Source organism: Geodermatophilus marinus, assembly GCF_003428645.1.
Classification (GTDB): domain Bacteria; phylum Actinomycetota; class Actinomycetes; order Mycobacteriales; family Geodermatophilaceae; genus Geodermatophilus.
On sequence record NZ_QVQH01000005.1, the window covers coordinates 70,641 to 94,350 of the forward strand.

The 23,710-nt window shown below is 76.4% G+C and carries 27 protein-coding genes; 12 read left to right on the forward strand and 15 right to left on the reverse strand.

Annotation, left to right across the window (positions count from 1 at the left end; translation table 11 throughout):
• Window positions 1-138: 138 nt before the first annotated feature.
• Window positions 139-2,388: an SF1B family DNA helicase RecD2 gene (gene recD2 / locus D0Z06_RS07500; protein WP_117376761.1), complete on the forward strand. Its 2,250-nt coding sequence runs from the start codon at window positions 139-141 to the stop codon at window positions 2,386-2,388.
• 119 nt (window positions 2,389-2,507) lie between these two features.
• Window positions 2,508-2,948 carry a VOC family protein gene (locus D0Z06_RS07505; RefSeq protein ID WP_117376762.1) on the forward strand — a complete coding sequence of 147 codons (441 nt, stop codon included), beginning with the start codon at window positions 2,508-2,510 and terminating at the stop codon, window positions 2,946-2,948.
• A gap of 6 nt (window positions 2,949-2,954) precedes the next feature.
• Here D0Z06_RS07505 and D0Z06_RS07510 read toward each other — a convergent pair whose 3' ends face one another.
• The 5 genes from D0Z06_RS07510 to D0Z06_RS07530 form a co-directional block, all read right to left on the reverse strand.
• The gene (locus D0Z06_RS07510) at window positions 2,955-4,463 is read right to left on the reverse strand and encodes an HNH endonuclease signature motif containing protein (protein WP_117376763.1); all 1,509 of its coding nucleotides are present in this window, start codon (window positions 4,461-4,463) and stop codon (window positions 2,955-2,957) included.
• 118 nt (window positions 4,464-4,581) lie between these two features.
• Window positions 4,582-4,839: an Ada metal-binding domain-containing protein gene (locus tag D0Z06_RS07515; protein ID WP_117376764.1), complete on the reverse strand. Its 258-nt coding sequence runs from the start codon at window positions 4,837-4,839 to the stop codon at window positions 4,582-4,584.
• 143 nt (window positions 4,840-4,982) lie between these two features.
• Window positions 4,983-5,549: a methylated-DNA--[protein]-cysteine S-methyltransferase gene (locus tag D0Z06_RS07520; RefSeq protein WP_117376765.1), complete on the reverse strand. Its 567-nt coding sequence runs from the start codon at window positions 5,547-5,549 to the stop codon at window positions 4,983-4,985.
• Window positions 5,536-6,024 carry an RNA polymerase sigma factor gene (locus D0Z06_RS07525; RefSeq protein WP_117376766.1) on the reverse strand — a complete coding sequence of 163 codons (489 nt, stop codon included), beginning with the start codon at window positions 6,022-6,024 and terminating at the stop codon, window positions 5,536-5,538. The genes D0Z06_RS07520 and D0Z06_RS07525 overlap by 14 nt, the downstream gene beginning before the upstream one ends.
• A 1-nt stretch (window position 6,025) precedes the next feature.
• Entirely contained in the window at window positions 6,026-6,511 is a 486-nt protein-coding gene (locus tag D0Z06_RS07530) for a methylated-DNA--[protein]-cysteine S-methyltransferase (protein WP_117376767.1), read from the reverse strand.
• 266 nt (window positions 6,512-6,777) lie between these two features.
• Here D0Z06_RS07530 and D0Z06_RS07535 point away from each other — a divergent pair, with 266 nt between their 5' ends.
• Both D0Z06_RS07535 and D0Z06_RS07540 read left to right on the forward strand, forming a co-directional pair.
• Entirely contained in the window at window positions 6,778-8,250 is a 1,473-nt protein-coding gene (locus D0Z06_RS07535) for a hypothetical protein (protein WP_199522190.1), read from the forward strand.
• Between the two features lie 67 nt (window positions 8,251-8,317).
• The gene (locus D0Z06_RS07540) at window positions 8,318-9,367 is read left to right on the forward strand and encodes a PD-(D/E)XK nuclease family protein (RefSeq protein ID WP_117376768.1); all 1,050 of its coding nucleotides are present in this window, start codon (window positions 8,318-8,320) and stop codon (window positions 9,365-9,367) included.
• A 92-nt stretch (window positions 9,368-9,459) separates the two neighbouring features.
• Here D0Z06_RS07540 and D0Z06_RS07545 read toward each other — a convergent pair whose 3' ends face one another.
• The 3 genes from D0Z06_RS07545 to D0Z06_RS07555 form a co-directional block, all read right to left on the reverse strand.
• A complete protein-coding gene (locus D0Z06_RS07545) occupies window positions 9,460-9,849 on the reverse strand; it encodes a universal stress protein (protein ID WP_117376769.1) in 390 nt (129 codons plus the stop codon).
• Window positions 9,850-9,943: 94 nt separating this feature from the next.
• A complete protein-coding gene (locus D0Z06_RS07550; RefSeq protein ID WP_199522191.1) occupies window positions 9,944-10,735 on the reverse strand; it encodes a crotonase/enoyl-CoA hydratase family protein in 792 nt (263 codons plus the stop codon).
• Between the two features lie 94 nt (window positions 10,736-10,829).
• Entirely contained in the window at window positions 10,830-11,369 is a 540-nt protein-coding gene (locus D0Z06_RS07555; protein WP_147331996.1) for a ComF family protein, read from the reverse strand.
• On the opposite strand from D0Z06_RS07555, the gene D0Z06_RS25295 reads away from it, so the two are divergent.
• Both D0Z06_RS25295 and D0Z06_RS07560 read left to right on the forward strand, forming a co-directional pair.
• Window positions 11,368-11,505, forward strand: coding sequence for a hypothetical protein (locus tag D0Z06_RS25295; RefSeq protein WP_158579906.1), 138 nt, complete (start codon window positions 11,368-11,370; stop codon window positions 11,503-11,505). The two genes, D0Z06_RS07555 and D0Z06_RS25295, sit on opposite strands and share 2 nt — an antisense overlap.
• A gap of 194 nt (window positions 11,506-11,699) precedes the next feature.
• The gene (locus D0Z06_RS07560; RefSeq protein ID WP_117376771.1) at window positions 11,700-12,368 is read left to right on the forward strand and encodes a hypothetical protein; all 669 of its coding nucleotides are present in this window, start codon (window positions 11,700-11,702) and stop codon (window positions 12,366-12,368) included.
• A 32-nt stretch (window positions 12,369-12,400) separates the two neighbouring features.
• On the opposite strand, the gene D0Z06_RS07565 is transcribed toward D0Z06_RS07560, so the two are convergent.
• Together D0Z06_RS07565 and D0Z06_RS07570 are read right to left on the reverse strand one after the other, a co-directional pair.
• The gene (locus D0Z06_RS07565) at window positions 12,401-13,267 is read right to left on the reverse strand and encodes a beta-ketoacyl-ACP reductase (RefSeq protein WP_117376772.1); all 867 of its coding nucleotides are present in this window, start codon (window positions 13,265-13,267) and stop codon (window positions 12,401-12,403) included.
• A gap of 63 nt (window positions 13,268-13,330) precedes the next feature.
• Window positions 13,331-15,076 carry a PHA/PHB synthase family protein gene (locus D0Z06_RS07570; RefSeq protein WP_117376773.1) on the reverse strand — a complete coding sequence of 582 codons (1,746 nt, stop codon included), beginning with the start codon at window positions 15,074-15,076 and terminating at the stop codon, window positions 13,331-13,333.
• 203 nt (window positions 15,077-15,279) lie between these two features.
• Here D0Z06_RS07570 and D0Z06_RS07575 point away from each other — a divergent pair, with 203 nt between their 5' ends.
• The gene (locus D0Z06_RS07575; RefSeq protein WP_117376774.1) at window positions 15,280-16,521 is read left to right on the forward strand and encodes an alpha/beta fold hydrolase; all 1,242 of its coding nucleotides are present in this window, start codon (window positions 15,280-15,282) and stop codon (window positions 16,519-16,521) included.
• On the opposite strand, the gene D0Z06_RS07580 is transcribed toward D0Z06_RS07575, so the two are convergent.
• Window positions 16,518-16,781: a hypothetical protein gene (locus tag D0Z06_RS07580; protein WP_117376775.1), complete on the reverse strand. Its 264-nt coding sequence runs from the start codon at window positions 16,779-16,781 to the stop codon at window positions 16,518-16,520. The genes D0Z06_RS07575 and D0Z06_RS07580 overlap by 4 nt on opposite strands.
• A 121-nt stretch (window positions 16,782-16,902) precedes the next feature.
• Between D0Z06_RS07580 and D0Z06_RS07585 the strand changes: the two genes are divergently transcribed.
• Window positions 16,903-17,775, forward strand: coding sequence for an alpha/beta fold hydrolase (locus D0Z06_RS07585; protein ID WP_233517521.1), 873 nt, complete (start codon window positions 16,903-16,905; stop codon window positions 17,773-17,775).
• Window positions 17,776-17,787: 12 nt separating this feature from the next.
• Here D0Z06_RS07585 and D0Z06_RS07590 read toward each other — a convergent pair whose 3' ends face one another.
• Both D0Z06_RS07590 and D0Z06_RS07595 read right to left on the reverse strand, forming a co-directional pair.
• Window positions 17,788-19,200: an NAD(P)/FAD-dependent oxidoreductase gene (locus tag D0Z06_RS07590; RefSeq protein WP_117376776.1), complete on the reverse strand. Its 1,413-nt coding sequence runs from the start codon at window positions 19,198-19,200 to the stop codon at window positions 17,788-17,790.
• A 10-nt stretch (window positions 19,201-19,210) separates the two neighbouring features.
• On the reverse strand, window positions 19,211-20,605 hold the full coding sequence (locus tag D0Z06_RS07595) for an amidase family protein (protein ID WP_233517522.1): 1,395 nt from the start codon (window positions 20,603-20,605) through the stop codon (window positions 19,211-19,213).
• A gap of 35 nt (window positions 20,606-20,640) precedes the next feature.
• On the opposite strand from D0Z06_RS07595, the gene D0Z06_RS07600 reads away from it, so the two are divergent.
• Window positions 20,641-21,315, forward strand: a complete 675-nt coding sequence (locus tag D0Z06_RS07600; RefSeq protein ID WP_117376777.1) for a prolyl oligopeptidase family serine peptidase — start codon at window positions 20,641-20,643, stop codon at window positions 21,313-21,315.
• Window positions 21,316-21,356: 41 nt separating this feature from the next.
• Window positions 21,357-21,563, forward strand: coding sequence for a dodecin (locus D0Z06_RS07605; protein WP_117376778.1), 207 nt, complete (start codon window positions 21,357-21,359; stop codon window positions 21,561-21,563).
• 29 nt (window positions 21,564-21,592) lie between these two features.
• Here the strand turns inward: D0Z06_RS07605 and D0Z06_RS07610 are convergent, their stop codons facing one another.
• Together D0Z06_RS07610 and D0Z06_RS07615 are read right to left on the reverse strand one after the other, a co-directional pair.
• A complete protein-coding gene (locus tag D0Z06_RS07610) occupies window positions 21,593-22,024 on the reverse strand; it encodes a DUF5313 family protein (protein ID WP_233517523.1) in 432 nt (143 codons plus the stop codon).
• Window positions 22,021-22,536 (reverse strand): MarR family winged helix-turn-helix transcriptional regulator, encoded by a 516-nt coding sequence (locus D0Z06_RS07615; RefSeq protein ID WP_233517524.1) that lies wholly within the window; start codon window positions 22,534-22,536, stop codon window positions 22,021-22,023. The genes D0Z06_RS07610 and D0Z06_RS07615 overlap by 4 nt, the downstream gene beginning before the upstream one ends.
• Window positions 22,537-22,660: 124 nt before the next feature.
• Between D0Z06_RS07615 and D0Z06_RS07620 the strand changes: the two genes are divergently transcribed.
• Together D0Z06_RS07620 and D0Z06_RS07625 are read left to right on the forward strand one after the other, a co-directional pair.
• Window positions 22,661-23,026 carry a putative quinol monooxygenase gene (locus D0Z06_RS07620; RefSeq protein ID WP_117376780.1) on the forward strand — a complete coding sequence of 122 codons (366 nt, stop codon included), beginning with the start codon at window positions 22,661-22,663 and terminating at the stop codon, window positions 23,024-23,026.
• The gene (locus D0Z06_RS07625; RefSeq protein ID WP_117376781.1) at window positions 23,023-23,697 is read left to right on the forward strand and encodes a hypothetical protein; all 675 of its coding nucleotides are present in this window, start codon (window positions 23,023-23,025) and stop codon (window positions 23,695-23,697) included. Before D0Z06_RS07620 ends, D0Z06_RS07625 begins: the two co-directional genes overlap by 4 nt.
• The last annotated feature ends 13 nt before the right edge of the window (window positions 23,698-23,710 follow it).

Sequence of the window (23,710 nt, forward strand, 5' to 3'; positions counted from 1 at the left end):
GCCCGGAGGTTATGGGCGACCACCGACATTCCCGCGCCGTCCGACCGGCGAGCCTTCTCGACACCCGCGGTGCAGCGGATCTGTCGGCGGGCCGTGCCACGCTCGGGACGGCGGGAACCGCGGAGGCGAGGGGCGGCGGTGGAGCAGGCACGGAGCGGGGCGGTCCTCGAGGCGACGCTGGAGCGGATCACCTTCGCCAACCCGCAGACCGGCTACACCGTGGCCCGGGTGGACACCGGCCGCGGCGGTGACCTGGTGACCGTGGTGGGCTCGCTGCTCGGCGCGCAACCGGGGGAGACGCTGCGGCTGCGGGGGCGGTGGGGGGCGCACCCGCAGTACGGCCGCCAGTTCCAGGTCGAGGACTACCGCACGGTGCTGCCGGCCACGGTGCAGGGCATCCGCCGCTACCTGGGCTCGGGGCTGGTCAAGGGCATCGGCCCGCGGCTGGCCGAGCGGATCGTCGACCACTTCGGCACCGACGCGCTCCGGGTGATCGAGGAGGCGCCGGCCCGGTTGGCCGAGGTGCCGAACCTCGGCCCGAAGCGGACCCGGCTCATCACCGCGGCCTGGGAGGAGCAGCGGGCCATCAAGGAGGTGATGGTCTTCCTGCAGGGCGTGGGCGTGTCGACCTCGCTGGCCGTGCGCATCTTCCGGCGGTACGGCGACGCCTCGATCGGCGTGGTCCGCACCGAGCCCTACCGCCTCGCCGCCGAGGTGTGGGGCATCGGTTTCCGGACCGCCGACACCATCGCGGCCGCGGTGGGGATCCCGCACGACAGCACGCAGCGGGTCGAGGCGGGGCTGCAGTTCGTGCTCTCCGAGGCGACCGGGCAGGGGCACTGCTTCCTGCCCGAGGAGCACCTCGTCGCCCAGGCCGTCGAGATCCTGCAGGTCCCGGCCGGCCTGGTGGGCCACTGCCTGGCCCTGCTGGTCGCCGAGCAGGGGGTGATCCGCGAGGAGCTCCCCGGTGCGCACGGGGAGCCGACGGTGGCGTACTACCTGGTCCCGTTCCACCGGGCCGAGGTCTCGCTCGCCGCCGGGCTGCGGCGGCTGGCCGATGCCGACGCCGACCGGATGCGGGGCTTCGCCGCCGTGGACTGGGACGCCGCCCTGGGCTGGCTGCACCGGCGCACGGGCGTGCAGCTGGCGCCCGGCCAGCGGGAGGCGGTGCGCCTGGCGCTGACCGAGCGGGTCGCCGTCCTCACCGGTGGCCCCGGCTGCGGCAAGAGCTTCACGGTCCGCTCCATCGTCACCCTGGCCGCGGCCAAGGGGGCGCGGATCCTGCTCGCCGCCCCCACCGGCCGGGCGGCCAAGCGGCTGACCGAGCTGACCGGGGTCGACGCGGTGACGGTGCACCGGCTGCTGGAGCTGCGGCCGGGCGGGGACGCCGCCTTCGACCGGGAGCGGCCGCTGCAGGCCGACCTGGTCGTGGTCGACGAGTCCTCGATGCTGGACCTCCTGCTGGCCAACAAGCTGGTGCGGGCCGTCCCGCCGGGGGCGCACCTGCTGCTGGTGGGGGACGTCGACCAGCTGCCCTCGGTCGGCGCCGGCCAGGTGCTGCGTGACCTGCTCGCCGACGGCACCCCGGTCCCGCACGTGCGCCTGACGCAGGTCTTCCGCCAGGCCAGCCGGTCGGGGGTGGTGACCAACGCCCACCGGATCAACGCCGGCCGCCCGCCCCAGGTGCGCGGCCTGGACGACTTCTTCCTGTTCAGCACCGACGACGCCGAGGAGGCCGCCCGCCTCACCGTGGACGTCGTCGTCCGCCGCATCCCGGTCCGGTTCGGCCTCGACCCCCGCCGGGACGTCCAGGTGCTGACGCCGGTGCACCGCGGTCCGGCCGGCGCCGTGGCGCTCAACGAGCTCCTGCAGGAGGCGCTGACCCCGGCCGGCCCCGACCGGCCCGAGAAGCGCTTCGGCGGCCGGGTGTTCCGGGTCGGGGACAAGGTCAGCCAGATCCGCAACGACTACGACAAGGGCAGGAACGGCGTCTTCAACGGCACCCAGGGGGTCGTCACCGCCGTCGACCCCGTCGAGCAGACCGTCACCGTCGTCACCGACGAGGACGAGACCATCGCGTACGACTTCGCCGAGCTCGACGAGCTGGTGCACGCCTACGCCGTCACCGTGCACCGCTCCCAGGGCAGCGAGTACCCCTGCGTCGTCGTCCCGCTGACGACCAGCGCCTGGATGATGCTGCAGCGCAACCTCCTCTACACCGCCGTCACCCGCGCCAAGCAGCTGGTCGTCCTGGTCGGCTCGCCGCGGGCGCTCGCCCAGGCCGTGCGCGCCGGCGGCTCCGGGCGCCGGCACACCGCCCTCGCCCACCGCCTCCGCGGGGACCCGGGCCGCACCCGCGCCGCGCCCGCCGTACTGGCCGCCGGGTAGGACGGCGCCGCGGGCCATTGCCGAGGACCCTGCACGTGCCGGGATGTCACGAACGCGGTGCCGGCTCCGTCCCGGGGGCAGCGGTGGCCACGCCAGGCCGCGCGACGAAGGAGGACACCATGACGATCCAGCGGATGGACCACGTGAGCGTCGTCGTCGACGACCTCGAGGCCGCCAAGGCCTTCTTCGTCGAGCTCGGCATGGAGCTGGAGGGCGAGGCGCCGATCGAGGGACGGTGGGTGGACCGCGTCAACGGGCTCGACGGCGTCCGCGTCGACGTCGCGATGATGCGGACCCCCGACGGCCACGGCCGGCTCGAGCTGACGAAGTTCCACTCCCCGGAGGCGGTCCGCGCCGAGCCGGAGGACGCACTGGGGAACACGCTGGGCCTGCGCAGCATCATGTTCGCCGTCGACGACGTCGACGCCGCTGTCGCCGCCCTGCGGGCCCAGGGCGCGAAGCTCGTCGGAGAGGTGGCGCAGTACCAGGACAGCCACCGGCTCTGCTACGTCCGCGGCCCCGCCGGGATCATCGTCGCGTTGGCCGAGCAGCTCGGCTGACGGCGGTCAGAACGGTGGCGGGTCGTCGTCCGGGGGCGGGTCGCTCGATGGCGTCGGCGTCGGTGTCGGCGTCGGTGGCGGCGGCTCGGGTGCGGGTGGCCGAAGGCCGGGCGGTCGGGTGGTGCGGGTGACCCCCGACGGTGTGGTCACGTGCAGCGTGCCGTCGGCCTCTATCACGAACCGCCAGCCGCGGGCCAGCGTCTTGAGCCGGTGGTGGCTGCGGCACAGGCAGCAGAGGTTGGTGCAGTCGGTCGCCCCGCCGCAGGCGTGGGGGACGACGTGGTCGTGGTCGGCCCAGCCCGCGCGCCGGCCGCAGTTGGGGAAGCGGCAGGTGCGGTCGCGCACGTCGACGAACGCGGACTGGGCGGCGGTCGGCGCGTACGCCGCGGTCGCCACCGGGCGCCCCAGTACCGCGCACCCGCAGTCGCCGTCGGGGTGCCGGCGGCAGCCGGACCGGGCCAGCCGCTCGAGCTGCTCCGGGGTGGTGGTGGCCAGCAGGCGCCCGTCGGCGCCGGTGAGGGCGAGGCGCAGCGCCCCGCCCTCGGGCGCGCAGAGGCCGAGGGCTCCGATGCGGGCCGCCAGCTCGCGCACGTGGGCGGCGGTGATCGGCAGGCCGTCGACCTCGCCCGGCGTGGCCGCGGTGCCCTCGAGGGCGGTCAGCGCGGCGGTGATCGTCACCGCCGCCGTGACCCCGGGCAGCCCGGAGCCCCCGGGGCGGCGCAGGAGCACGGAGAAGACCTCGGCCCGGACCTGACCGATCGGGCGGGGGTCGCCGTCGGCCTTGGCCATCTCCGCCAGCCGGTTGATCACGTCGTAGGCCTCGGCGACCTCGTCCGTGGGCAGATCGGCCGCCAGCGTGCTCATGCCCTCCCGGTGCGAGGGGTGGGCGCGGACGTCGGCCTGCCGCTGCGCGTCCTCGCGGCGCGCATCCACGGCGTCGGCGTCCAGCTCCAGGAGCAGCGCCAGGGCGCGGCGCCGCAACCGCCCGGTCGACAGCTGAGCGGCCTCGGGGAGCAGCCGGGACTCGACCTGCCGGGCGACGGCCGGCGTCGTGTGCTGCAGCACGTCGACGAGCACCTTCGCGCGGGCCTCGTCGAGCGCGCCGGCGGCCATCGCGGCCCAGGTGCCGGGCAGGCTCTCCCGGTAGGTCCAGGCGCGCTGCGCGACGTGCGACGCGGTGCCGCGGCCGCAGTTGAGCACGACCGCCAGCTCGGCGGGGAAGAACTCCGACACGCCGGGCAGCTCGGTGTCGGGCGCCCACGAGCCCGTGCGCGCGCCGGGGTGGCCCGGCGGCGGGTCGGCCGTGTCGGGGGTGTCGTCGGCCAGGCCCAGGACGAGCTCGGCCTCGTAGGCGGCCTCCATCGCCTTGCGGGCCTGCACCCGCTGCAACTCGGCGGCCTTCTGCTCGCGGCTCAGCAGCGCCACGGGCAGCCGAGCGCTGGTCGGCGGCAGCTCGAGCAGCCGGCCGACCAGCGCTGCCTCGAGCGGTGAGGGCGCGGTGCCGGCCGGTGTCATGCCCCGAAGCTACGGGCGGGGTACGACAGTTCCGGGGGGTGAGCGGGACTTTCTCAACCGGCCCTCGGGCCTGCGGACCGGCGCCGCGGCGATCCGACCACCCGGTGGGCGCCGTGGACTACGCCGGGCCCGGCTGCCGGCTCTTCCACTCCCGGTACTGCGCCCGCATGCAGTGCCCGCACGGCCGGTAGCCGGCCGCGGTGGCCGTCTCCTCGTCGGCGAAGAAGACGCGGATCCGCTCGTAGCCCCGGCCGAGGGCACGACGAGCGCTCCAGCAGTCGAGCCGCCCGTAGATCCGCAGCCTCGAGTTGCCGCCCAGCGTGCCGCGGTGCTCGCTGGCGTAGGGCCGGCCGTCGGCGCCGAGGAGGGTGTACACGGGGCGATCCTGCGGCACGCCTCCCCGCCGCGCCGAGGAGGACGAGGCCGGGGGAGTGCCGCACCCGCGAACGCACCGTGCTCACCCGGTGCCGCATCGGACCGGCCGGCGCCCGGGCCGCCCGGCCGCGTCCACGCGGTCCCTCATGCCGCCGCCTCCAGGCCGAGCAGCGTCCGCTTGGCCGCGACGCCGCCCACGTAGCTGCCGAGCGCACCGTCGCTGCGCACCACCCGGTGGCAGGGGACGACGACCGGGAGCGGGTTGGTCGCGCACGCCGTCCCCACCGCGCGCACCGCCCGCGGGCTGCCGGCGGCCGCCGCCAGGGCGGCGTAGCTGGCCGTCGTCCCGTAGCCGATCTCGCGCAGCCGGGCCAGCACGTCGCGGCGGAACCCGGCCGACAGCCGCAGGTCCAGCGGTAGGTCGAAGGCGCGGCGCCCGCCGGCGAAGTACTCCTCGAGCTGCCGGACGGCGGGGTCGAGCCGGGCCGGTGCCCGCAGCAGGCGCGGGCTGATCCGGTCGGCGAGGGACTGCAGGACGGCGTCGTGGTCCTCGGCGGCGTACGCCACCCGCACGAGGCCCCGGTCGGTGGCGGCCAGCAGCAGCGGCCCGACCGGGGTGTCCAGGGTCGTGAACGCGACGTCGAGCAGGCCGGCGTCGTCGGCGGCGGACGCCAGCCGCGCCGCCAGGCGGTCCAGGTCAGCGGTCGTCATCGAGGGCTCCTCGGTAGGTGCGGCGCAACGCGGCGACGCCGTCGGCGGCCGCGCGGCGGGCGGCTTCGGGGGTGCCGCCCACGAGGGCGGCGATCTCGGCGTAGGGCAGGCCGGCGAGGTGGTGGTAGGCGACGGTCTGCCGCTGCTTCTCCGGCAGCGCGGCGAGCGCCGCCCACAGCTCGCCGTCCCGCTCCCCGGGCAGGCCGGTGGCGCTGGGCACCTCCGGCAGCTCGGCGACGGGGACGGCGCGGCGGGCCGCGGCGCGCAGCTGGTCGACCGCCTTGCGGTGCGCGATCGTCACCAGCCAGGCCTCGACGTCGCTGCCCGGCGGCAGCACGGGGTAGGCCCGCAGCGCCGCGAGGAACGTCTCGGACCAGGCGTCGTCGGCGGCGTCCGGGCCGACGACCGCGCGGCAGACCCGCAGGACCGCCGGCCCGTGCCGTCGCACGACCGCCTCGAACGGTTCGAGCCGCACGTCAGAACAGCCGGTGGTCGCGCTGCTCCAGGTCGAGCAGGAACCGCTTGCGGGCCAGCCCGCCGCCGAAGCCGACCAGGCTGCCGTCCGCGCCGATCACCCGGTGGCAGGGGACGACGATCGCCAGCGGGTTGCGACCGTTCGCGGCCCCGACGGCCTGCGCCCCGCCGGGCTCGCCGACGGCCCGGGCGACGGCGCCGTAGGAGCGGGTCTCGCCGTAGGGGATGCGGGTCAGCTGCTCCCAGACGGCCAGCTCGAAGTCGCTGCCCACCGGCCGCAGCGGCAGGTCGAAGGCGGTCCGCTCGCCGGCGAGGTACTCGCCCAGCTGCCGGACGACGTCGGCGAACCCCTCCCCGGACCGCTCGCCGACCTCGGCGTCCGCGAAGCGCCCGGGCGGCGACATGGCCAGCCGGACCAGCGCCCCGTCCTCCTGGACGACGGTCAGCGGGCCGATCGGCGAGGGCACCACCGTGTGCGTCCTGCTCATCGTTCGCATCTCCATACCGGGTAGACGCCCCGGACCTCGTGATCGTGAGGTCGGGGGACGACATCTTCGGCTCCGCCGGGCACGACGCCGGCCCCGGTTACGCCGACAGCGAACACCCGACACGCCGGTGACGTCCTTGGCACGCTCCTGACCTGCGACGTCACCTCGGAGAGGTGGATGCGCTTGCGTCACGGCCGGATCTGTGTGTCAGTACCCCTCCGTAGCTTCCGGATCGACATCTTCCCCATGTCGACGAGGAGTTCACCATGGCCGTCTCCGGCCTCAAGACCCGCAAGCCGACCGGCCGCGTGCCGTGGCCCTGCATCCTCCTGGAGGGTGAGGAGAAGGCGGGCAAGAGCTGGGCGCTGGCCCAGTTCAGCACCAGCGACAAGATCGGCGCCCTCTACTGGATCGACCTCAACGAGGGCGCCGGCGACGAGTACGGCGCCATCCCCGGCGCGAACTACCAGATCATCGAGCACGACGGCTCCTACGCCGCGGTGCTGGCCGCCGTCCAGGCGGTCAAGGCCCAGGCGCGCCGGGCCGCCGACGCCGGCGAGCCGCCGGTCGTGCTCGGCATCGACACCGGCTCGGCCATCTGGGACGGCCTGAAGGACTGGGCCAGCGAGCGCGCCGCGAAGTCGGCCCGCAACCGCGAGCTGCTCAAGCGCGACCCGAACGCCGAGATCACCATCAGCCAGAACCTGTGGAACGACGCCGGCGCCCGCTGGCGCAAGCTGCAGACCGAGCTGCTGACCTTCCCCGGCATCGTCGTCGTGACCGCCCGCGGCAAGGAGGTCACCGAGGTCGACGCCAACGGCCGCCCGATCGAGGGGCAGAAGACCTGGTCGGTGCAGACCCACCGCGAGTTCCCGTACGCGGCCAGCGTGTGGCTGCGGCTGCGGCGCGGGCGCCGGCCGCTGATCGTCGGCGCGCGCAGCGTGCACGTCGGCATCAAGCCCAACACCGACCCGGCCAAGGAGGTCACCGACAAGGCCGCCACCGGCCGGCTGCTGGAGTGGCTGGTGTTCGACGCGCTCCAGTGCGACCCGGGCACCGCGCACGTCCGCGACCTGGTTCCCTTCCACGGCGGCGGGCTGCTCGACCACGAGCGGACCGAGGACGCCGCGGCCGGGCGCACCCGCCGGCCGGACGAGGCCGACGTCGCCGACCTGGTCGCGCGGATCGGCGAGGCGGGTGACGACGACGAGCTGCGGGAGGTGTGGGCCGAGGCCAACCGCGGCGGCCTGCTGCAGGTCGAGGTGCCGACCCCCGGCGGTTCGTACACCCTCGCCCAGCTGATCCAGGCCCGCCACGAGGAGTTCCTCGAGGCGTCGGTGCAGGCCCACCCGGCCGGGCGGCGCTCGGCGCCGCCCGCCGACCGGACGCCCGAGGCGGTGCTCGCGTCGGCGCGCGCGGCCTCCGCGGCCGCCCGCCCGGCCGCCGGCAGCGGTTCCGGCACGGCGGCCGGCGCCGCGGGCGGCGAGCAGCCCCCGTCGGCGAACCCGCTGCTGGAGGCCTCGCCGACGCCGGACGACCCGAGGGAGCGCCGGCTCACCGCGGCCCGCCGGGGCGTGCTGGCCAGCCTGGAGTCGCTGGGCGTGACCGGCGAGCAGATCGGCGAGCGGTTCGGCCGGCCGGTCGAGCACGTGGCGACCAGGCGGCTGACCGCCCTCGTCCGCGAGGTCATCGCCGTCCAGCGGGCCGGCCTGACCGGGCAGCAGGAGATCGTCGCGTGAGCGACGCCGCCGGGGCGGGGCCGGTCCACCGGCCCCGCCCCACCCCTCGTGCCGCGGGGAGGACGTGGTGACCGCCGTCCTCCCCGCCCGGCCCAGCGCCGCCGAGCGCCGGGCCGCCCCGAGCCTGGCCGCCGCGGTCCGCGACCTGGACAGCCGCCGGGCCCGGTCCCGCCAGCGGATGATCGGTGCCTCGGAGCTGGGCGAGTGCCGGCGGCGGGCGGCCTACCGGGTCGCCCGCCGCCGGCCGACCAACACCCGCACCGGGCTGCAGGCCTTCATGGGCACCGAGCTGCACCGCGGGGTGCTGCGCGCGCTGCGCCGCCAGTACGGCGGGCTGACCGAGGTCGCGCTCAGGGGCGAGCAGGTCAAGGGCCGCTGCGACTGGTGGCACGCCCCCGTCGTCGAGGACCTCAAGACCACCTCCCGCTTCGGGTTCGAGCGGGTGCTGACCCGCGGGGTGCCGGTCCGGCACTGGTTCCAGGTCGCCGTCTACGCCTGGCTGCTGCGGACGGGGCAGACCGCCGACCGCCGGCTGCCGGCCGGTGGCGCGCAGGACGTCGAGGGGCTGCGGATCCGCTACCTGTCCCGGGACTCCGGCGAGGACGTCGTCTTCGAGGCCGACCACGACCCCGCGCTGACCGCCGAGGCGATCCTGTGGCTCACCGACGTCTACGCCACCGTGGAGGACGACGGGGTGGACGCCGTCCCCCGCGACGGGTTCGGGCCGGGCGTGGACACCATGTGCGACTGGTGCCCGTTCCTCGACCTGTGCTGGGGCCCGCCGGTCGACCCGGCGAGGGAGGGCGAGGTCTCGCGCCAGTCGCGCCTGACGGTCACCGACGACGACTACGTCGCCGCGGTCCACGACTACGACGCCTGGCGGGCCGCCGAGAACGAGGCCCGTCGGCACAAGGAGTACGCGCGGGAACGGCTGCGGGGCCGGTCCGGCCCGGCCGACGACCTGCACTGCGAGTGGACCGGGGGCGGCCTGCGCACCCAGGTGGACAAGGAGGCCGCGGTCGAGCGGCTGGCCGAGCTCGGTGAGGTCGTCCCCACCCGGACCACCCGCAGCGCGCAGACCATCCGGGTCACCCGGAACGGCACCCCGCCGGGCTGAGGGCCCGCGTCCCGCCGCGGGTGCGGACGACGGCGCCCCGGACCCCTCCCGGGCCCCGGCGTGGTGGCCGGCCCTGCGACCGGAGCCGCGGCCTACGGCTTGACGGCGAGCACCGGGCGGTGGGCGTCGAGCAGGACGCGCTGGGCGGAACTGCCCATGAGCAGCTTCCCGACGGGGGAGCGCCGGCGCAGCCCGATGACGATGACGGAGGCGTCGGTCTCGTCGGCGACGCGCAGGATCTCGTCGGCCACCTCGCCGCTGTGCGCGGACTGCCGGACCTCGATGTCGACGCCCTCGTCCCGCGCGCGAGCGGTCATCTCCGCGACGGCGGCCTCCGGCGCGACGTCCGCGCTCACCGGGGCGCCGGTGCGGGCGGAGTTGAGCACCACCAGGCGCTCCCCGCGGCGCACCGCCTCACCGAGGGCGGCGCGGAAGGCGGCGTCCCCCTCGGGGGTGGGGAGGTAGCCGGCCAGGACGGTCATACGGGCTCCTTGGTCGTGCCCGGAAGCGTACTGGCCCGATCACCCGCCCGGGGACCACGTCGGGGGCCCGGCGGGCAGCGGGTCGGCCGCCAGCTCACCGGGTGACCGTGCCCAGCCTCCGGCGGACGACGGCGACCTGCTCGGGGGAGCCCATGAGGGCACCGATCTCGTCCTGCTCGGCCTGCAGCCCCTCGGCGAGCGGTACCCGGCCGGCGAGGTCCAGGAGCCGCTTGGTGGCGCGGGTGGCGCTGCGGCTGTGCCCGGCGATCTCGGCGGCCAGCTCCTGCGCCGCGGCGAGCGGGTCGGCGGCCTCCCGCGTGGCCAGGCCGAGCCGCACCGCCTCGGTGCCGGGCACCCGGCGGCCGGTGAGCGCCAGCTCCTTGGCGACGTCGCGGCCGACCAGCTCGGGCAGCAGCTGGGTCCCGCACATGTCCGGCACCAGCCCCCACTGCACCTCCATCACCGACAGCTGCGCGTCCGGGGCGACGGTTCGGATGTCCGCGCCGAGGGCGATCTGCAGGCCGCCGCCGAAGGCGACCCCGTGGACGGCGGCGACCACCGGGGCGGGGACCAGCGACCACACGTGCACGGCCTGCTGGCCGCGGGCGCGGGCGGCGCCCAGCGGCTCCCGGGGGACGACGACGCGGCCGGCGCCCCCCTCGGCCATCGCGGCGAACGAGCCGAGGTCCAGGCCCGCGCAGAACGCGCGACCGGAGCCGGTGAGCACGACCGCGCCGACGTCGTCCCGCTCGACCAGCTCCCGGCCCACCGCCACCAGTGCCTCGAACATCGCGGGGTCGAGGGCGTTGAGCTTCTCCGGCCGGTCCAGCCGGACCGTCGCCACGCCGTCGGACACCTCGAGCGCCACCCGGCGCGGCTCGTCCACCCCCCGGTGTCTACGGAGGCGTGACGCGGGTGTCAACGCCCCGGCCGCGCGTCCGGCCGGCGCCCCGGCGGCCGGCGCCGGCCCGCGGCGCTGCTCAGCAGCCCTTCCGGCGGGTCAGCACCAGCCCGGCGACCTCCGCGGCCCCGGCCTCGAGGAGCACCCGGGCCATCTCGCGCAGCGAGAAGCCCTCCGAGTAGACGTCGTCGAAGACGAGGACCCGGCGCCCGGCCACCCGGGACCGCTCCGGCACGGACAGGGCCGCCCGCAGCGGTCCCTCGGCGACGGTCCGGCGGTCACCCGGCCCGATGCCGAGGAAGCGCCGCGTGGGCACCGACTTCACGATGAGGCCGGGCGCGAACGGCCAGCCGGGAGCGGCCCGCCCGGCCGCCTCGACGATCAGGCGCAGGTGGTCCCACGACCGGGGCGCCGGGGGTCCGACGTACGCGGCGGCGGTGGTGATCAGGTCGAAGCGCGCCAGGTCCTCCCGGTGCTCGTCCAGGAACCCCGCGAGGATGCGCCCGAGGATCTCGGCCCAGCCGCGGTCGTCCCCGTACTTGTACGCCGCCACCGCGCCCCACATCGCCTCCTGCCGGTCGGTCAGGGCGTAGATGCGGGAGAAGTGGCGGTCGGCCATGCCGCACACGGTGTTCGGGCACCGGCCGCCGGCGTCGCAGGGCTCGCCGCAGACGGCGCACGCCGGCCCCCCGGCCGCCGCCCCGGGGGAGCGGGCGCACGCGAAGCAGACCGCCGAGGTGCCGCGGGCCCGGTAGGCGCAGTCCCCGCAGGCGCCGAACCCGGCCGGGAGCGGTGCGGGGTCCGCGCCCCCGGACCGGGGCGCAGCCCGGGGGCAGCCGGTGGCGGTCGGCCCACCGCCACCGGCGTCGCGCGGGTTCGTCCCCGCGGGGTGACGCGCCGGCCCCTCCGCGCCCGCACCCTCCTCCGGGAGGGAAGGGGCGGTGCCGCGGTGAGCCGTGCGGTCGGTCGCGACGTCCAGGAGAGCTTCACCTGGCCGCTGTTCTCGATCGCCGTCGTCATCGCGGCCCAGGTGCTGGTGCCCGCCGACAGGCGGGTGGGCCCGCCCCTCGTGGTGCCGGTCGTCGAGGCGGTCGTCCTGCTCGTGCTGGTGGGCATCGCGGCGCGACCGGGCCCCGTCCCGCGGACCGCCCGCACCGTCGTCCTGGCCCTGTTCGGGGTGCTGGTGTGCGCCAACGCGTCCGCGGCGACGCGGCTGGTCGTCCTGGTGCTGGAGGGCGGCGAGGTCGACGGCGCCGCGCTGACCGCGGAGCGGCTGCTCGTCGCGGGCGCCCTGGTGCTGCTGACCAACGTGGTCACCTTCGCGCTGCTCTACTGGCAGCTCGACGGCGGCGGGCCGGCCGGGCGCGTCGCCGATCACCCACCCCTGCCCGACTTCCAGTTCCCGCAGACGACCGCGCCGGCCCTGGCGGCGCCGGGCTGGCGGCCCCGGTTCGGGGACCACCTGTACCTCGCGTTCACCAACCTGGTGGCCTTCAGCCCGACCGACACCCTGCCGCTGACCCTGCGGGCCAAGGGGCTGATGGCGGTGCAGTCCGCGATCTCCCTGGGCGTCCTGGTGGTGGTGCTCGCCCGGGTCGTCAACATCCTCCCGGCCTGACCCCGGCGGGCGCGCCCGCCCCCCGTCCGCGGTCACATGTCGAGGCCGCCGTTGACGCCCCACACCTGGCCGGTGACGTACCCGGAGGCGTCCGCGGCGAGGAAGTGCACGATGCGGGCGACCTCCTCGGGGCGGCCGAGCCGGCCCATGGGGATCTGCGCGGTGATCTTCTCGAGGACCTTCTCCGGCACCGCCTCGACCATCTCGGTGGCGATGTAGCCCGGCGTCACCGTGTTGACCGTCAGCCCGATGCCCTCGCCGAGCTTGCCGGACCGCTGGAGCTGGAAGCAGGCCTCGCGGGCCAGCGTCTTGGTCAGCCCGAACAGGCCCGACTTGGCCGAGGCGTAGTTGGACTGGCCGATGTTGCCCATCTCGCCGATGACCGACGAGATGTTGATGATCCGGCCGGTGCCCCGCTCGAGCATGTGCCGCAGGGCGGCCTGGGAGAGGTAGAAGGCGCCGGAGAGGTTGACGTCGATGACCCGGCGCCAGTCGTCGTCGGTCATCTTCAGCACGGTGCGGTCGGCGGTGATCCCGGCGTTGTTGACCAGGATGTCGAGCCGGCCGTGCTGGTCGATGACCTCCTGGATGGTCCGCCGGCAGTCGTCGGCGTCGCTGATGTCGCCCTTGTGCACGCTGAAGCCCTGGTCGGGGAAGTCGGAGCAGAAGGCCGTGCGGAAGCGCTCGGCGGCCTCGTCGTTGCCGCTGTAGCCGGCGGCGACCGCGGCGCCCTGGCTGGCCAGGCTGCGGCAGATCGCCGCGCCGATGCCCCGGGTGCCGCCGGTGACGAAGGCGACCCGGTCGCGCAGCTTGCTGCCCGCGGCCGCCGTGCCGGGCGCGGCGTCGGTCTGCGCGGTGTTCTCGCGGAACTCCGTGCTCGTGGACGAGGTCGTGGTCATGGGTCTCCTCCTGGGCTCGGGTGGGCGGCTGGGGTGGGGCGGCTCGGGGTGGGGGTGCGGTCGTCAGCGGCGGTCGGCGCGCACGTAGGTGCCGGGCGCCGGGCCCAGGGGCGGGTGGGCGGTGCTGCCGGGCTGCTCCGGGGCGGCGCGACGCGGGCCGCTGCGCTCGGCGAGCCAGGCGATCCAGTGCTCCCACCAGCTGCCCCGGTGCTCGGTGGACGCCTCGAGCCAGCGGTCGGGGTCCGGCCCGGTGTCGGGGCCCTCCCGGTAGGAGGCCTTCGCGCCGCCGACCGGGTTGACCATCGACTGGATGTGGCCGGCGTTGGAGAGGACGAACTCCACCCGGCCGCCGAGGACCTGGGTGGTGGCGTAGGCGGCCCGCCAGGACACGATGTGGTCGGTGCTGCCCGCCATGGCGTAGGTCTCCACGTCGACCTTGGAGAGGTCCACCGGCGTCCCGAGGACGGTCAGCCCGCCGGGGGTGGCGAGCAGGTTGCCCTCGTAGAGCTCCAGGTACTGGGCGTAGAGCGCGGCCGGCAGCTCCGTGGTGTCGGCGTTCCAGGCGAGGACGTCGAAGGCCGGCGGCTCCTTGCCGAGCAGCCAGTTGTTGACCGCGTAGTTCCACACCAGGTCGTTGGGGCGCAGCCAGGCGAACACCCGGGCCATGTCGCGGCCGGAGTGCACGCCGCGGCGCCGGGCCCGGGCGACGGCCGCGGCCACCGACCGGCGGGAGGCCAGCGCACCCAGCTGGGTGGGCGCGGAGGTGTCGAGCATGTTGACCAGCAGCGTCAGCGTGCGCACCCGGGACAGCCGCCCGGTGGCGGCCAGGTGGCCCAGCAGCCCTGCCGCCGTCATCCCCCCGGCGCACAGGCCGAGGACGTGCGCGCACGGCCGGCCGGTGATCTCCTCGACCGCGTCCAGGGCCTCCAGCAGGGCGCCGGCGTAGGTGGAGAGGTCCCAGTCGGCGTGCTCGCGGCCGGGGTTGCGCCAGCTGACGGTGAACCAGTGCACGCCCTGCCCGACGGCGTGCTCGACGAGGGAGCGCCCGGGCGCCAGGTCGAGGACGTAGTACTTGTTGATCTGCGGGGGCACGTAGACCAGCGGCACCTCGTGCACGGTGTCGGTGGTGGGTGCGTACTCGATGAGCTCGAGCACCTCGTTGCGGAACACCACCTGCCCGGGCGTGGCGGCCAGGCTCTCGCCGACGACGAACGGCCGGCGGTCGACCGTGCTGGGCATGCCGCCGTTGTGCCGCAGGTCGGAGACGAGGTGCCGGGCGCCGGTCAGCAGCGACCCGCCGCCGGTGTCGATGACCCGCTTGAGGACGGCGGGCTGCAGCGGGTTGTTGGTCGGGGCCAGGGCCTCGGTGATGATCCCGACGGCGAACCGGCCCCGCATCTCGCTCTTGACGTCGAGGTCGGCCTCCTCGATGGCGCGGTCGACCGCCGCGGTCACCGCCAGGTAGGTCTGCTGCATCCGCCGGTAGGCCGGGTTGCCCTGCCACGCCGGGTCCGCCCAGCGCTTGTCCCCGCGGGCCGGGGTGAGCTCCGAGCGGCCGGCGGCCACCAGCGCGAGGTCGCGGGCGAGCAGGCCCAGCTGCCGGGCGACCACCCGCGGGCGCAGCCCGAGGCGGGTGAGCAGCCGACCGGCGGCGGCGAGCACCTGGCGGACGTTGAGCCCCACGAAGGGGTTGGCGCCGAGCACGGCCTCGGCGGCGGCCTCCTCGAGCAGCCCCGGCGGCGCCTCGGCGCCCTCCCGGGCCGTGCTGCCGCTCCCGGCCCCAGCGGTCCTCGTGGGCTCGCTGACCATGTCGCCTCCCCTTGGCCGCCGGTGCGGGCGGCCGTGTCGCGGGTGACCTCGTGATCGAGATCACACGGTAGTGGCACGGCGCCGGCCGCGCTCCCGGCGCGGGGGCCAGCGTGCCGAACCGACCCCGCGACACGCCCGCGGGCCTACAGTCGTGTGCGGTCTCACACGACGGGGTGGCGGGACCGCGGGACGGGAGCAGGCGCATGACCGAGACGCGCGCGGGGGCCGCGGACCCGCCCGCCGAGCCCGAGGCGGGGTTCTTCCCGACGGCCGAGGCGCCCGACCCGCCCACCCTGGCCGGTCGCGCGGTGGCCAGCGCCCTCGCCATCGGCCGGGTCGGGCTCTCGGAGGGCTGGCGCTACTGGTCCCGGCTGCCGCGCCGCGGGTTCCCGCCCCTGACCGTGCTCGCCGACCTCGGCCGGTGGGCCGCGATCGTCCTCGACCGCCGCCCGCCGGTCTGGCACAGCCCGAACGAGGTCGTCTGGAGCACGCCCATCGCCCGCCTCCGCGACTTCACCGACGGCGCGGGCGACGACGTCGTCCCCACGCTGCTGCTGCCGCCGCAGGCCGGGCACGACTCCTGCATCGTCGACTTCAGCCCGCAGCAGAGCCAGGTCCGGGCGGCGCGAGCCGCCGGGCTGACCGCGCTGTGGTCCCTGGACTGGATCGGCGCCACGTACGAGACCCGCGACGCAGGCATCGAGGACCACGTCGCCGTCGTCGACCGGGCCGTGGAGACGCTGGGCGGCCGGGTCAACCTGGTCGGTGACTGCCAGGGCGGCTGGCTGTCGGCCATCTACGCCGCGCTCCACCCGGCGAAAGTGCACACGCTGACCCTGGCCGGGGCGCCGATCGACACGGTCATCGGCGCCCCGCAGGTCGGGGACTGGATCGGCGTGCTCGAGGCCGGCGACATGGCCTTCTACCGCGCGCTGGTGGCCAGCGGCGGCGGGGTGCTGCCCGGCCGCTACCAGCTCGGCGGGTTCATCGCGCTCAAGCCGGAGGCCGAGGTGGAGCGCCAGCTGCAGCTGCTCACCCACCTCGACGACCCCGACCACGTGGCCCGCTACCGCGAGTTCGAGGACTGGTTCAAGCACACCCAGGACGTCGCCGGCGCGTTCTACCTCTGGATCGTCCAGCACCTCTTCCGCGACAACGAGCTGGTGCGCGGCGAGCTCGTCGTGGGCGGGCAGCGGGTCGACCTCGCCCGGATCACCTGCCCGCTGCACCTGCTCGGCGGCGCCACCGACCACATCACCCCGCCGGCCCAGGTCTTCGCCGCCGCCGCCCACGTCGGGACGCCGGTCGCGGACATCCGCGCCGCGACCACCGCGGGCGGGCACCTCGGGCTGTTCATGGGCACCGAGGCGCTGCGCGACCACTGGCCGGTCATCTTCGCCGACGTCGCGCGGCGCAGCCGCCGCGACGTCGGGATCGCCTCCTAGCCTCCCGCACCCCCGCGCCCCGCACCCCGGCGCCCGCTGCCGCTGCGGACCACCCGCAGGACCTCGAGGGTCAGGTCCCGCTGGGCCCGCAGCACCTCCGCGGCGACGTCGTAGGAGGCGCGCACCGCGGTCTCCGGGTCGGGCACCACCTCGCCCAGCTGCCGGAGCGCTCCGGCCCAGGCGCGGGCCGCACCGGTGACGGCGTGCCCGCCCTGGTCGGCGAGGCGGGTGACGCGGCCGAGCAGCGGTCCGGTGGGCATCGCGCTCCTCCCTGCGGGCGGGTGGTGCACCCATCCTGCCGGGTCCGGCCGGCGCGGGGGCGGCCCGCGCGCGGCATGCTCTGCCCGGGGACGACGGTCCCCGGGCAGGGGAGGGGTGCCGGTGGGCGAGACGAGGGTGACCAGCCGCGACGGCACGGTGCTGCGGGCCTGGTGCAACGACGGGGCGGGCCCGGCGGTGCTCGTGTGCAACGGCCTGGGCACCCCGCCGCAGGCCTGGCCGGGGGTCGTGGCCCGCGGCAGCGGCTTCCGGGTGGTCACCTGGTACCAGCGGGGGCTGGGCGGCTCCGACCGGCCCCGCGACCGCTCCCGGGTGCGGGTGGAGGACCACGCCGACGACGCCCGGGCGGTGCTCGACGCGTACGGCGTCGACTCGGCTCTCCTGGTGGGCTGGTCGCTCGGGGTCAACGTGGCGTTCGAGCTCGCCCTGACCGACCCGGACCGGGTGTCCGGCGTCCTCGCGGTGGCCGGGGTGCCCGGCGGCAGCTTCTCCGCGCTGTTCGGCCCCCAGGGGGTGCCCCGGCCGCTCCGGCCGCCGCTGGGCCGGCTCAGCTCCCGCCTGCTGCCCCTCGTCGGCCCGGTGCTGCCGGTGCTGGTGGCCAGCCTGCCGTCGTGGGGCAGCGCGTTCTCCGCCGACGCGCTCCGCGGCCCGGCGCGCGAGGCCACCCACCCCGCGGCCCTGGCCACGGTGCTGCGCGAGTTCTCCCGGCACGACTGGTCGTGGTTCCGGCACCTCGCGGTCGCCGCGGGCGACCACGCCCCGCTCGACGTCGCCCGGGTGCGCTGCCCGGTGACCTTCCTGGCCGGTCGCTTCGACTCCCTCGTCGACGTGGAGGACGTGCGGGCCGCCGCCCGCGCGGTCCCCGGCGCCCGCTTCCGGGAGCTGCTCGGCACCCACTTCCTCCCGCTGCAGTACCCCGAGGTCATGACCGCGGAGCTGCGCATGCTGCAGGCCCGCGGCGGGTCCCGGCGCTGAGCCGCGCCCGCCTCACCGGCCGGTGAGCAGGTCCGCGACGTCGGTGATCCGGCTGGGCCGGCGCAGCCCGGCCGCCTCCCGCCGGTCGGCCGCCCGGTAGAGGGCGTACATCGACCGGACGCCGAGCCAGCGCAGCGGCTCGGGCTCCCACCGCCGGACCGGGCGGCCCGCCCAGGGCAGTGACGCCGCCTCGGTGTCCCGGCCGAGCACGAGGTCGGCGAGGGTGCGCGCGGCCAGGTACGCGGTGGTCAGCCCGCTGCCGACGTACCCGCCGGCCCAGCCCAGCCCGGTCCGCCGGTCCAGGGTCACGCTGGCGCACCAGTCGCGGGGCACGCCGAGGACCCCGCACCAGGCGTGCGCCAGCGGGACGTCGAGGGTGGCGGGGAACTGGCTGTGCAGGACGGCGGTGAGGGCCTCGACCGTCCGGCGCTGGGTCACGCCATCGGTGTCGGTGCGCGAGCCGAACCGGTAGGGGACGCCGCGGCCGCCGATCGCGATGCGCCCGTCGGCGGTCCGCTGCGCGTAGCTGTAGGCGTTCGCGCCGTCCCCGACCAGCTCCGCACCGGCCCAGCCGATCTCCGCCCAGGCCGACGCCGGGAGCGGCTCGGTGACCACCATCGAGCTGTTCATCGGCAGCCACGCCCTCCGCTGCCCCGGCAGCGCGGCGGTCCAGCCCTCCAGGCAGCGCAGCACGACCTCGGCGCGGACCGTCCCGTGCCGGGTGACCGCGCGGCCGGGGGAGACCGCGGTGACCTCGGTGCCCTCGTGCACGGTGACCCCGCGCCGGCGCACCGCCCCGGCGAGCCCGCGGACCAGCGCCGCCGGCTGCACGCGGGCACCGTGCGGGCTGTACACCCCACCCAGCGCACCCTCCACGCGCACCCGGTCGCGGACCTCGCCGCGGGTCAGCCACCGGGCGTGGTCGGCGCCGATGCCCCAGGCGCGGTGGTGGTCGAGCCCCGCCCGCAGGCGGGCCCGCTGGGGTTCGGACCGGGCGACGAGCAGGACGCCGTCCTTGGCGACGTCGGCGTCGATGCCCTCGCGCCGGCAGACGTCGATGACCTCGTCGACCGCCCGCTCCATCGCCCGGACCAGGCGTCGCACGCCGTCCCGGCCGCCGGTCGCGGCGTAGCGGCCGAGGTCCCCGGACAGCTCGGCGGACAGCCAGCCGCCGTTGCGGCCGGAGGCGCCGTAGCCGGCGAACTCCTTCTCCAGCACGACGACCCGCAGGTCCGGCCGGGCCCCGGCGAGGTGGTAGGCGGTCCACAGACCGGTGAGGCCCCCGCCGACGACGCAGACGTCGGCGGTCCGGTCGCCGGGCAGCGCGGGGCCGCGCTCCGGGACGCCGATCTGCCGGTACCAGAACGACACCCCGCCGGTGACGGTGCCGGCCCGCTCCCGGGTCCGGTACGCGCGCGCGCCCACGGGAGCCCGGTCAGCCGGCCGCGAGGAGCGCCTCGACCCGGCCGGCGACCGCGAGGAGGGCGGCGTCGTCGCCCGGCAGCGCCTCCAGCGAGACGCCGATCGGCAGGCCGGCCGCCGTGGCGCCGGCGGGCAGCGAGATCGCGGGCATGCCGGCGGTCGACCCGGGGCCGGTGTTGCGGATGGTGGTGAGGAAGACCGGTACCTGCCGGCCGTTGAGCTCGGTGGTCTCGTCGTCCCCGACAGGTGGGGCGGGCAGCGGCACCGTCGGGTAGACGAGCGCGTCGAGCCGCTCGCCGCCGGCCGGGCGCAGCGCCGCGCCGTAGGCCTGCCGCAGCCGCGCGCGGACCTCCAGGTTCTGCCGGTACAGCTCCTCGGTGACGCTGCCGGAGGCGGCCATCTCGAGCGCGGCGCGGACGTCGGGGGAGGCCACCTGCTCGATCACCTCGGCCAGGGTCAGCCGGTTCTCCGGTCCGGGCAGCGTGGCCAGGTAGGCGGGCAGCTCGCGGGCGATCTCGAAGAACACGATGGGGAAGCCGCACTCGGCGTCGAGCGCGTGCGCGTCGGCGACGTCCACCTCGACCAGCCGCACCCCGGCGTCGGCGAGCCGGTCGAGCGCGCGCCGGGCGGTGTCGGCCACCTCCGGGTGGAGGTCGTCGTAGAAGCCGGTGCGGGGGACGCCCAGCCGCAGCGGGCGGTCCGGCGCCGCGCCGGCGGGCTCCCCGGTGACCAGCCCGTCGACCAGGACGGCGTCGGCGACGCGCGTGGCCAGGACGCCGGCGGTGTCGCGGGTGCTGGAGATCGGCACGGTGCGCCCGGTGCCCCACCGGCCGACCGTCGGCCGCCAGCCGACCAGCCCGCAGTGCGCGGCCGGCACCCGCACCGACCCGCCGGTGTCGGTGCCGAGCGCGACCGGGACGACGCCCGTGGCGACCGCGACCGCCGAGCCGCCCGAGGAGCCGCCGGCCGACCGGCCCGGGTCGGCGGGGTTGCGGACCGGGCCGAAGGCGGCGTTGTTGCTGGTGATGCCGAGCGCGAGCTCGTGCAGGTTCGTCTTCCCGACCACCGCCGCACCGGCCGCCCGGAGCCGGCCGACCGCGTGCTGGTCGTGCGCCGGGTGGGAGTGCCGCAGCGCCGGCGTGCCGCCGGTGGTGGGCAGGTCCTGGGTGTCGAGGTTGTCCTTGACCGCGACCGGGACGCCGGCCAGCGGCCCGTCCCCGCCCGCGGCGCTGTCGGCGATCGTGGTGAAGGCGCCGAGGTGGGCGACCCCCCGGGCCCGCTCGAGGCTCGCGGCCACGACGTCCGCGGCGGAGGACGCGGCGATCCGCCGCCGGACCTCGTCGATCCCCGCCCGGTCGCCGGGCCCCACCCGGTCGCCGGGCCCCGCCGTGCCGTCGGGCCCCGCCATGCCGTCCCCTCTCGCCGCCCCGGAGACTGCCACACGTGCCGCCACCGGACCGAGCAGTCGCCGTCCACACCGGCGTCCCGTACGCGCCCGCCGAGCCGGCGGGCGGGTGGACGGCGGCCATGGCCGGTGTCACCGGGGACGTGGCCGCGCTGGAGGGGGACGTCGGCGGCAACGCCGGGTACCCGAGCGCGGTCCAGGCCGTCGTGGACCTCTACGGACCCACCGACTTCCTGCAGATGGACGAGCACGTGCTCCCGGGGGCCTGCCAGGACTTCGACGCGGTGTTCGGCCTGTCGGGCTGCCACGGCGACCCGGCCTCGCCCGAGTCGCTGCTGCTCGGCCGGCCGATCGGGACCGGCCCCGAGGCCGTTCGGGCCGCCAACCCGGTCACCCACGTCGGCCCGGGGGCCCCGCCGTTCCTCATCGCGCACGGCCGCGAGGACGCCGTGGTCCCGCGCCACCGGAGCGAGCTGCTGTTCGCGGCGCTGGCCGGGGCCGGCGTGCCGGCCACCTTCTCCTCGCTACCGGGCACGGGGCACAGCCGGACGATCGTCGACCCGGGCACCCCCACCGCCGAGGTCCGCTCGACCCTCCCCGCCGTGCCGTGGCCGGTGGGCACCCCACCGACCCTCGCGACCGTCCAGTCCTCCCTGCGCGTCGCGCTGGACCGACCGCACGGCTCCGGGGGGCTGCGGCCGGGGCGCGGCTGACCTAGCCTCGGTCCGGTCCCCACGACGGCGAGGAGGACCCCGTGAGCGACCACGTCTACCGGCTCAGCGAGGTCGTCGGCAGCAGCACCACCAGCGTCGACGACGCGATCAGGACGGCCATCCGCAAGGCGGCCGAGACGGTCCGCAACATCGAGTGGTTCGAGACCCAGCAGGTCCGCGGCCAGGTGGTGGACGGCGACGTCGCGCACTTCCAGGTCGTCCTGAAGATCGGCTTCCGGGTCGACTGACCGCGGGCCCGGGCCGGGTCCCGCCGGTGTCAGCGGCCCTGGCGCTCCCGGTACCGGGCGGCCCGCCGGGCGGCGGCGGCCCGGCGGCGTGCCGAGTCCTCCGCCTCGCGGGTGCGGGCCGCCTCCTCGCGCACGGCGGTCGCGGTGCCGGCCGGGTAGCCGGCCTTGACCACCCGGTTCTCCGTCGCCTCCGGCATGTAGGCCAGCGAGAAGATCAGCCCGAGGGCGATGCCGCCCAGCGCCGCCATCCCGCGGATCCAGAACGGGCCGGGGACGACGAGCAGGACCAGGGCGATCGGGACGGCCATCTGCACGACGGCCCGGCCGACGTGCCGCAGCGCCCAGGTCCGGGTCGTGGTGTCGTGCAGCACCCAGGTGCGGTGGCGCTCGGGGAGGCCGCCGCCCAGGGCGTACCAGAGCCAGCGCAGCACCCCCGGCCGCTGCAGGGCCGGCTGCGTCACGGGGCCCCCTCGGGCTCGTCGTCCCCCGGCGATCCGTCCGGCCCCCGGCGTTCCAGGGCCCCCTGCGCCGCGGTGATGACCCGGGTGAGCGCCCCGTGCAGGGACACCAGGTCCTCCACCGGCAGGCCGAGGTGCGCCACGATCCCCGCCGGGATCTCCTCCGCCCGGGCGCGCAGCGCCCGCCCCTCCGGGGTGAGCGCGATGGCGAGGGCGCGCTCGTCGCGGGGGTCGCGGTCCCGGCGGACGAGGCCCGCGGCCTCCAGGCGCTTGACCAGCGGGGAGAGGGTCCCCGGGTCCAGCTGGAGCAGCCGGCTGAGGTCCCGGATGGCCAGCGGCCCGTGCTGCCAGAGCGCGAGCATCACGAGGTACTGCGGGTGGGTGAGGCCCATCGGCTCGAGCCAGGGGCGGTACACGGCCACGACGGTGCGGGCGGCCACGGAGAGCGCGTAGCAGACCTGCTGGTCGAGGGCGAGCGGGTCCGGTGGTGCCGCCGGGTCGGTCGTCGTCCGCACGCCACCGACCGTACACGTGTGGTACCCCAATGGTTGGCCCCCCAAGGATTCCTCGGCCTGCGCCCCGCCGCCGACCGCCCTACGGTGGCGGCACCGCCCGGTGACCGTCCGAGCAGGAGGGGTCATGGCCGTCTTCCGGATCCTCGAGGCGAGGGCGCGCCCCGGCGCGCTCGACCGCCTCGCCGAGCTCCTCGTCCGCCAGAACGAGCAGGTGGTCTCCTCGGCCCCCGGTGCGCTGTTCGCGCAGGCGCTGCGCAGCGGCGACCAGGTGCTCGCCGTCTCGAGCTGGCGCAGCGCCGACGACGTCGCGCGCTACCTGGACCAGGAGGTGACCCAGCGCTTCTACCGGGCCCTGACCGACCTGCTCATGGGGACGCCGAGCGTCCGCACGTACGAGGTGCTGGGGTCCGGCGACGACGGCGCCGCGGCGTGGGCGGACGGCGGTGCGCCCGCGGACGGCGGTGCGCCCGCGGGCGGTGGTGCGCGGTGAGCTGGTACTACCCGAAGGGCTGGACCGACCAGGAGGACGGCGTCGAGCAGGTCCTCATCCACTACGCCTGCACGCCGCCGGGCCAGTACCCCGACTGGTCCTGGGGGCACGGGTCCCGCGTCCTGGAGGACCGCGGCGGGTACCCGCGCACCCGGCTGAAGGTGCTGCGGATGCCCCGCGAGGTCTGGGACATGGAGCACGGGTGGTCGACCCCGGAGTACCGGTTCCACTACTACTTCGAGGTCTTCCAGGACGGCGCCCGCTGGACGACGGACCTGTTCAGCGAGGACATCGTCTACCGCGACCTCGAGTACGTCGACGACCACGGCTGGGCGACCAACATCTGCATCTACTGGTCGGTGGGGGACTGGGGCGCCCCCGTCTACAGCCCGATGGAGGACCCCCGCTTCCCGGCGGACTCCGAGTTCCGGTCGACGCGGTACTACTCCTACTGGGACAAGGACCGCTTCCACCACGACAAGTTCCACATGCTCCAGGCGATGGAGCGGCCGCACCGCTGGCAGGCCCGCATGTACGGGCCGCGCGGGGCCACGCTCGTCCAGCAGTACCACATCGGCCGCATGCACCCGCCGGAGGAGAAGGACGAGTTCTGGCTGGGGCCGGACGGCCGGTCCGCGCCCGGCGGCAACTGGTGGGTCCAGCACCTGTGAGGACGGGAGACCC

Coding starts and splice junctions, on each gene's coding strand:
- D0Z06_RS07545 (WP_117376769.1), bottom strand. CDS start 9,849: ATGACCGTCCTGGCCGGCTACCTCCCCACCCCCGAGGGGGACGCCGCC.
- D0Z06_RS07510 (WP_117376763.1), bottom strand. CDS start 4,463: ATGACACCGGCCGGCACCGCGCCCTCACCGCTCGAGGCAGCGCTGGTC.
- D0Z06_RS07565 (WP_117376772.1), bottom strand. CDS start 13,267: ATGACCACGACCTCGTCCACGAGCACGGAGTTCCGCGAGAACACCGCG.
- D0Z06_RS07520 (WP_117376765.1), bottom strand. CDS start 5,549: ATGACGACCGCTGACCTGGACCGCCTGGCGGCGCGGCTGGCGTCCGCC.
- D0Z06_RS07555 (WP_147331996.1), bottom strand. CDS start 11,369: ATGGCCGACCGCCACTTCTCCCGCATCTACGCCCTGACCGACCGGCAG.
- D0Z06_RS07570 (WP_117376773.1), bottom strand. CDS start 15,076: ATGGTCAGCGAGCCCACGAGGACCGCTGGGGCCGGGAGCGGCAGCACG.
- D0Z06_RS07535 (WP_199522190.1), top strand. CDS start 6,778: ATGGCCGTCTCCGGCCTCAAGACCCGCAAGCCGACCGGCCGCGTGCCG.
- D0Z06_RS07505 (WP_117376762.1), top strand. CDS start 2,508: ATGACGATCCAGCGGATGGACCACGTGAGCGTCGTCGTCGACGACCTC.
- D0Z06_RS07530 (WP_117376767.1), bottom strand. CDS start 6,511: ATGAGCAGGACGCACACGGTGGTGCCCTCGCCGATCGGCCCGCTGACC.
- D0Z06_RS07580 (WP_117376775.1), bottom strand. CDS start 16,781: ATGCCCACCGGACCGCTGCTCGGCCGCGTCACCCGCCTCGCCGACCAG.
- D0Z06_RS07575 (WP_117376774.1), top strand. CDS start 15,280: ATGACCGAGACGCGCGCGGGGGCCGCGGACCCGCCCGCCGAGCCCGAG.
- D0Z06_RS07595 (WP_233517522.1), bottom strand. CDS start 20,605: ATGGCGGGGCCCGACGGCACGGCGGGGCCCGGCGACCGGGTGGGGCCC.
- D0Z06_RS25295 (WP_158579906.1), top strand. CDS start 11,368: ATGCCGCACACGGTGTTCGGGCACCGGCCGCCGGCGTCGCAGGGCTCG.
- D0Z06_RS07620 (WP_117376780.1), top strand. CDS start 22,661: ATGGCCGTCTTCCGGATCCTCGAGGCGAGGGCGCGCCCCGGCGCGCTC.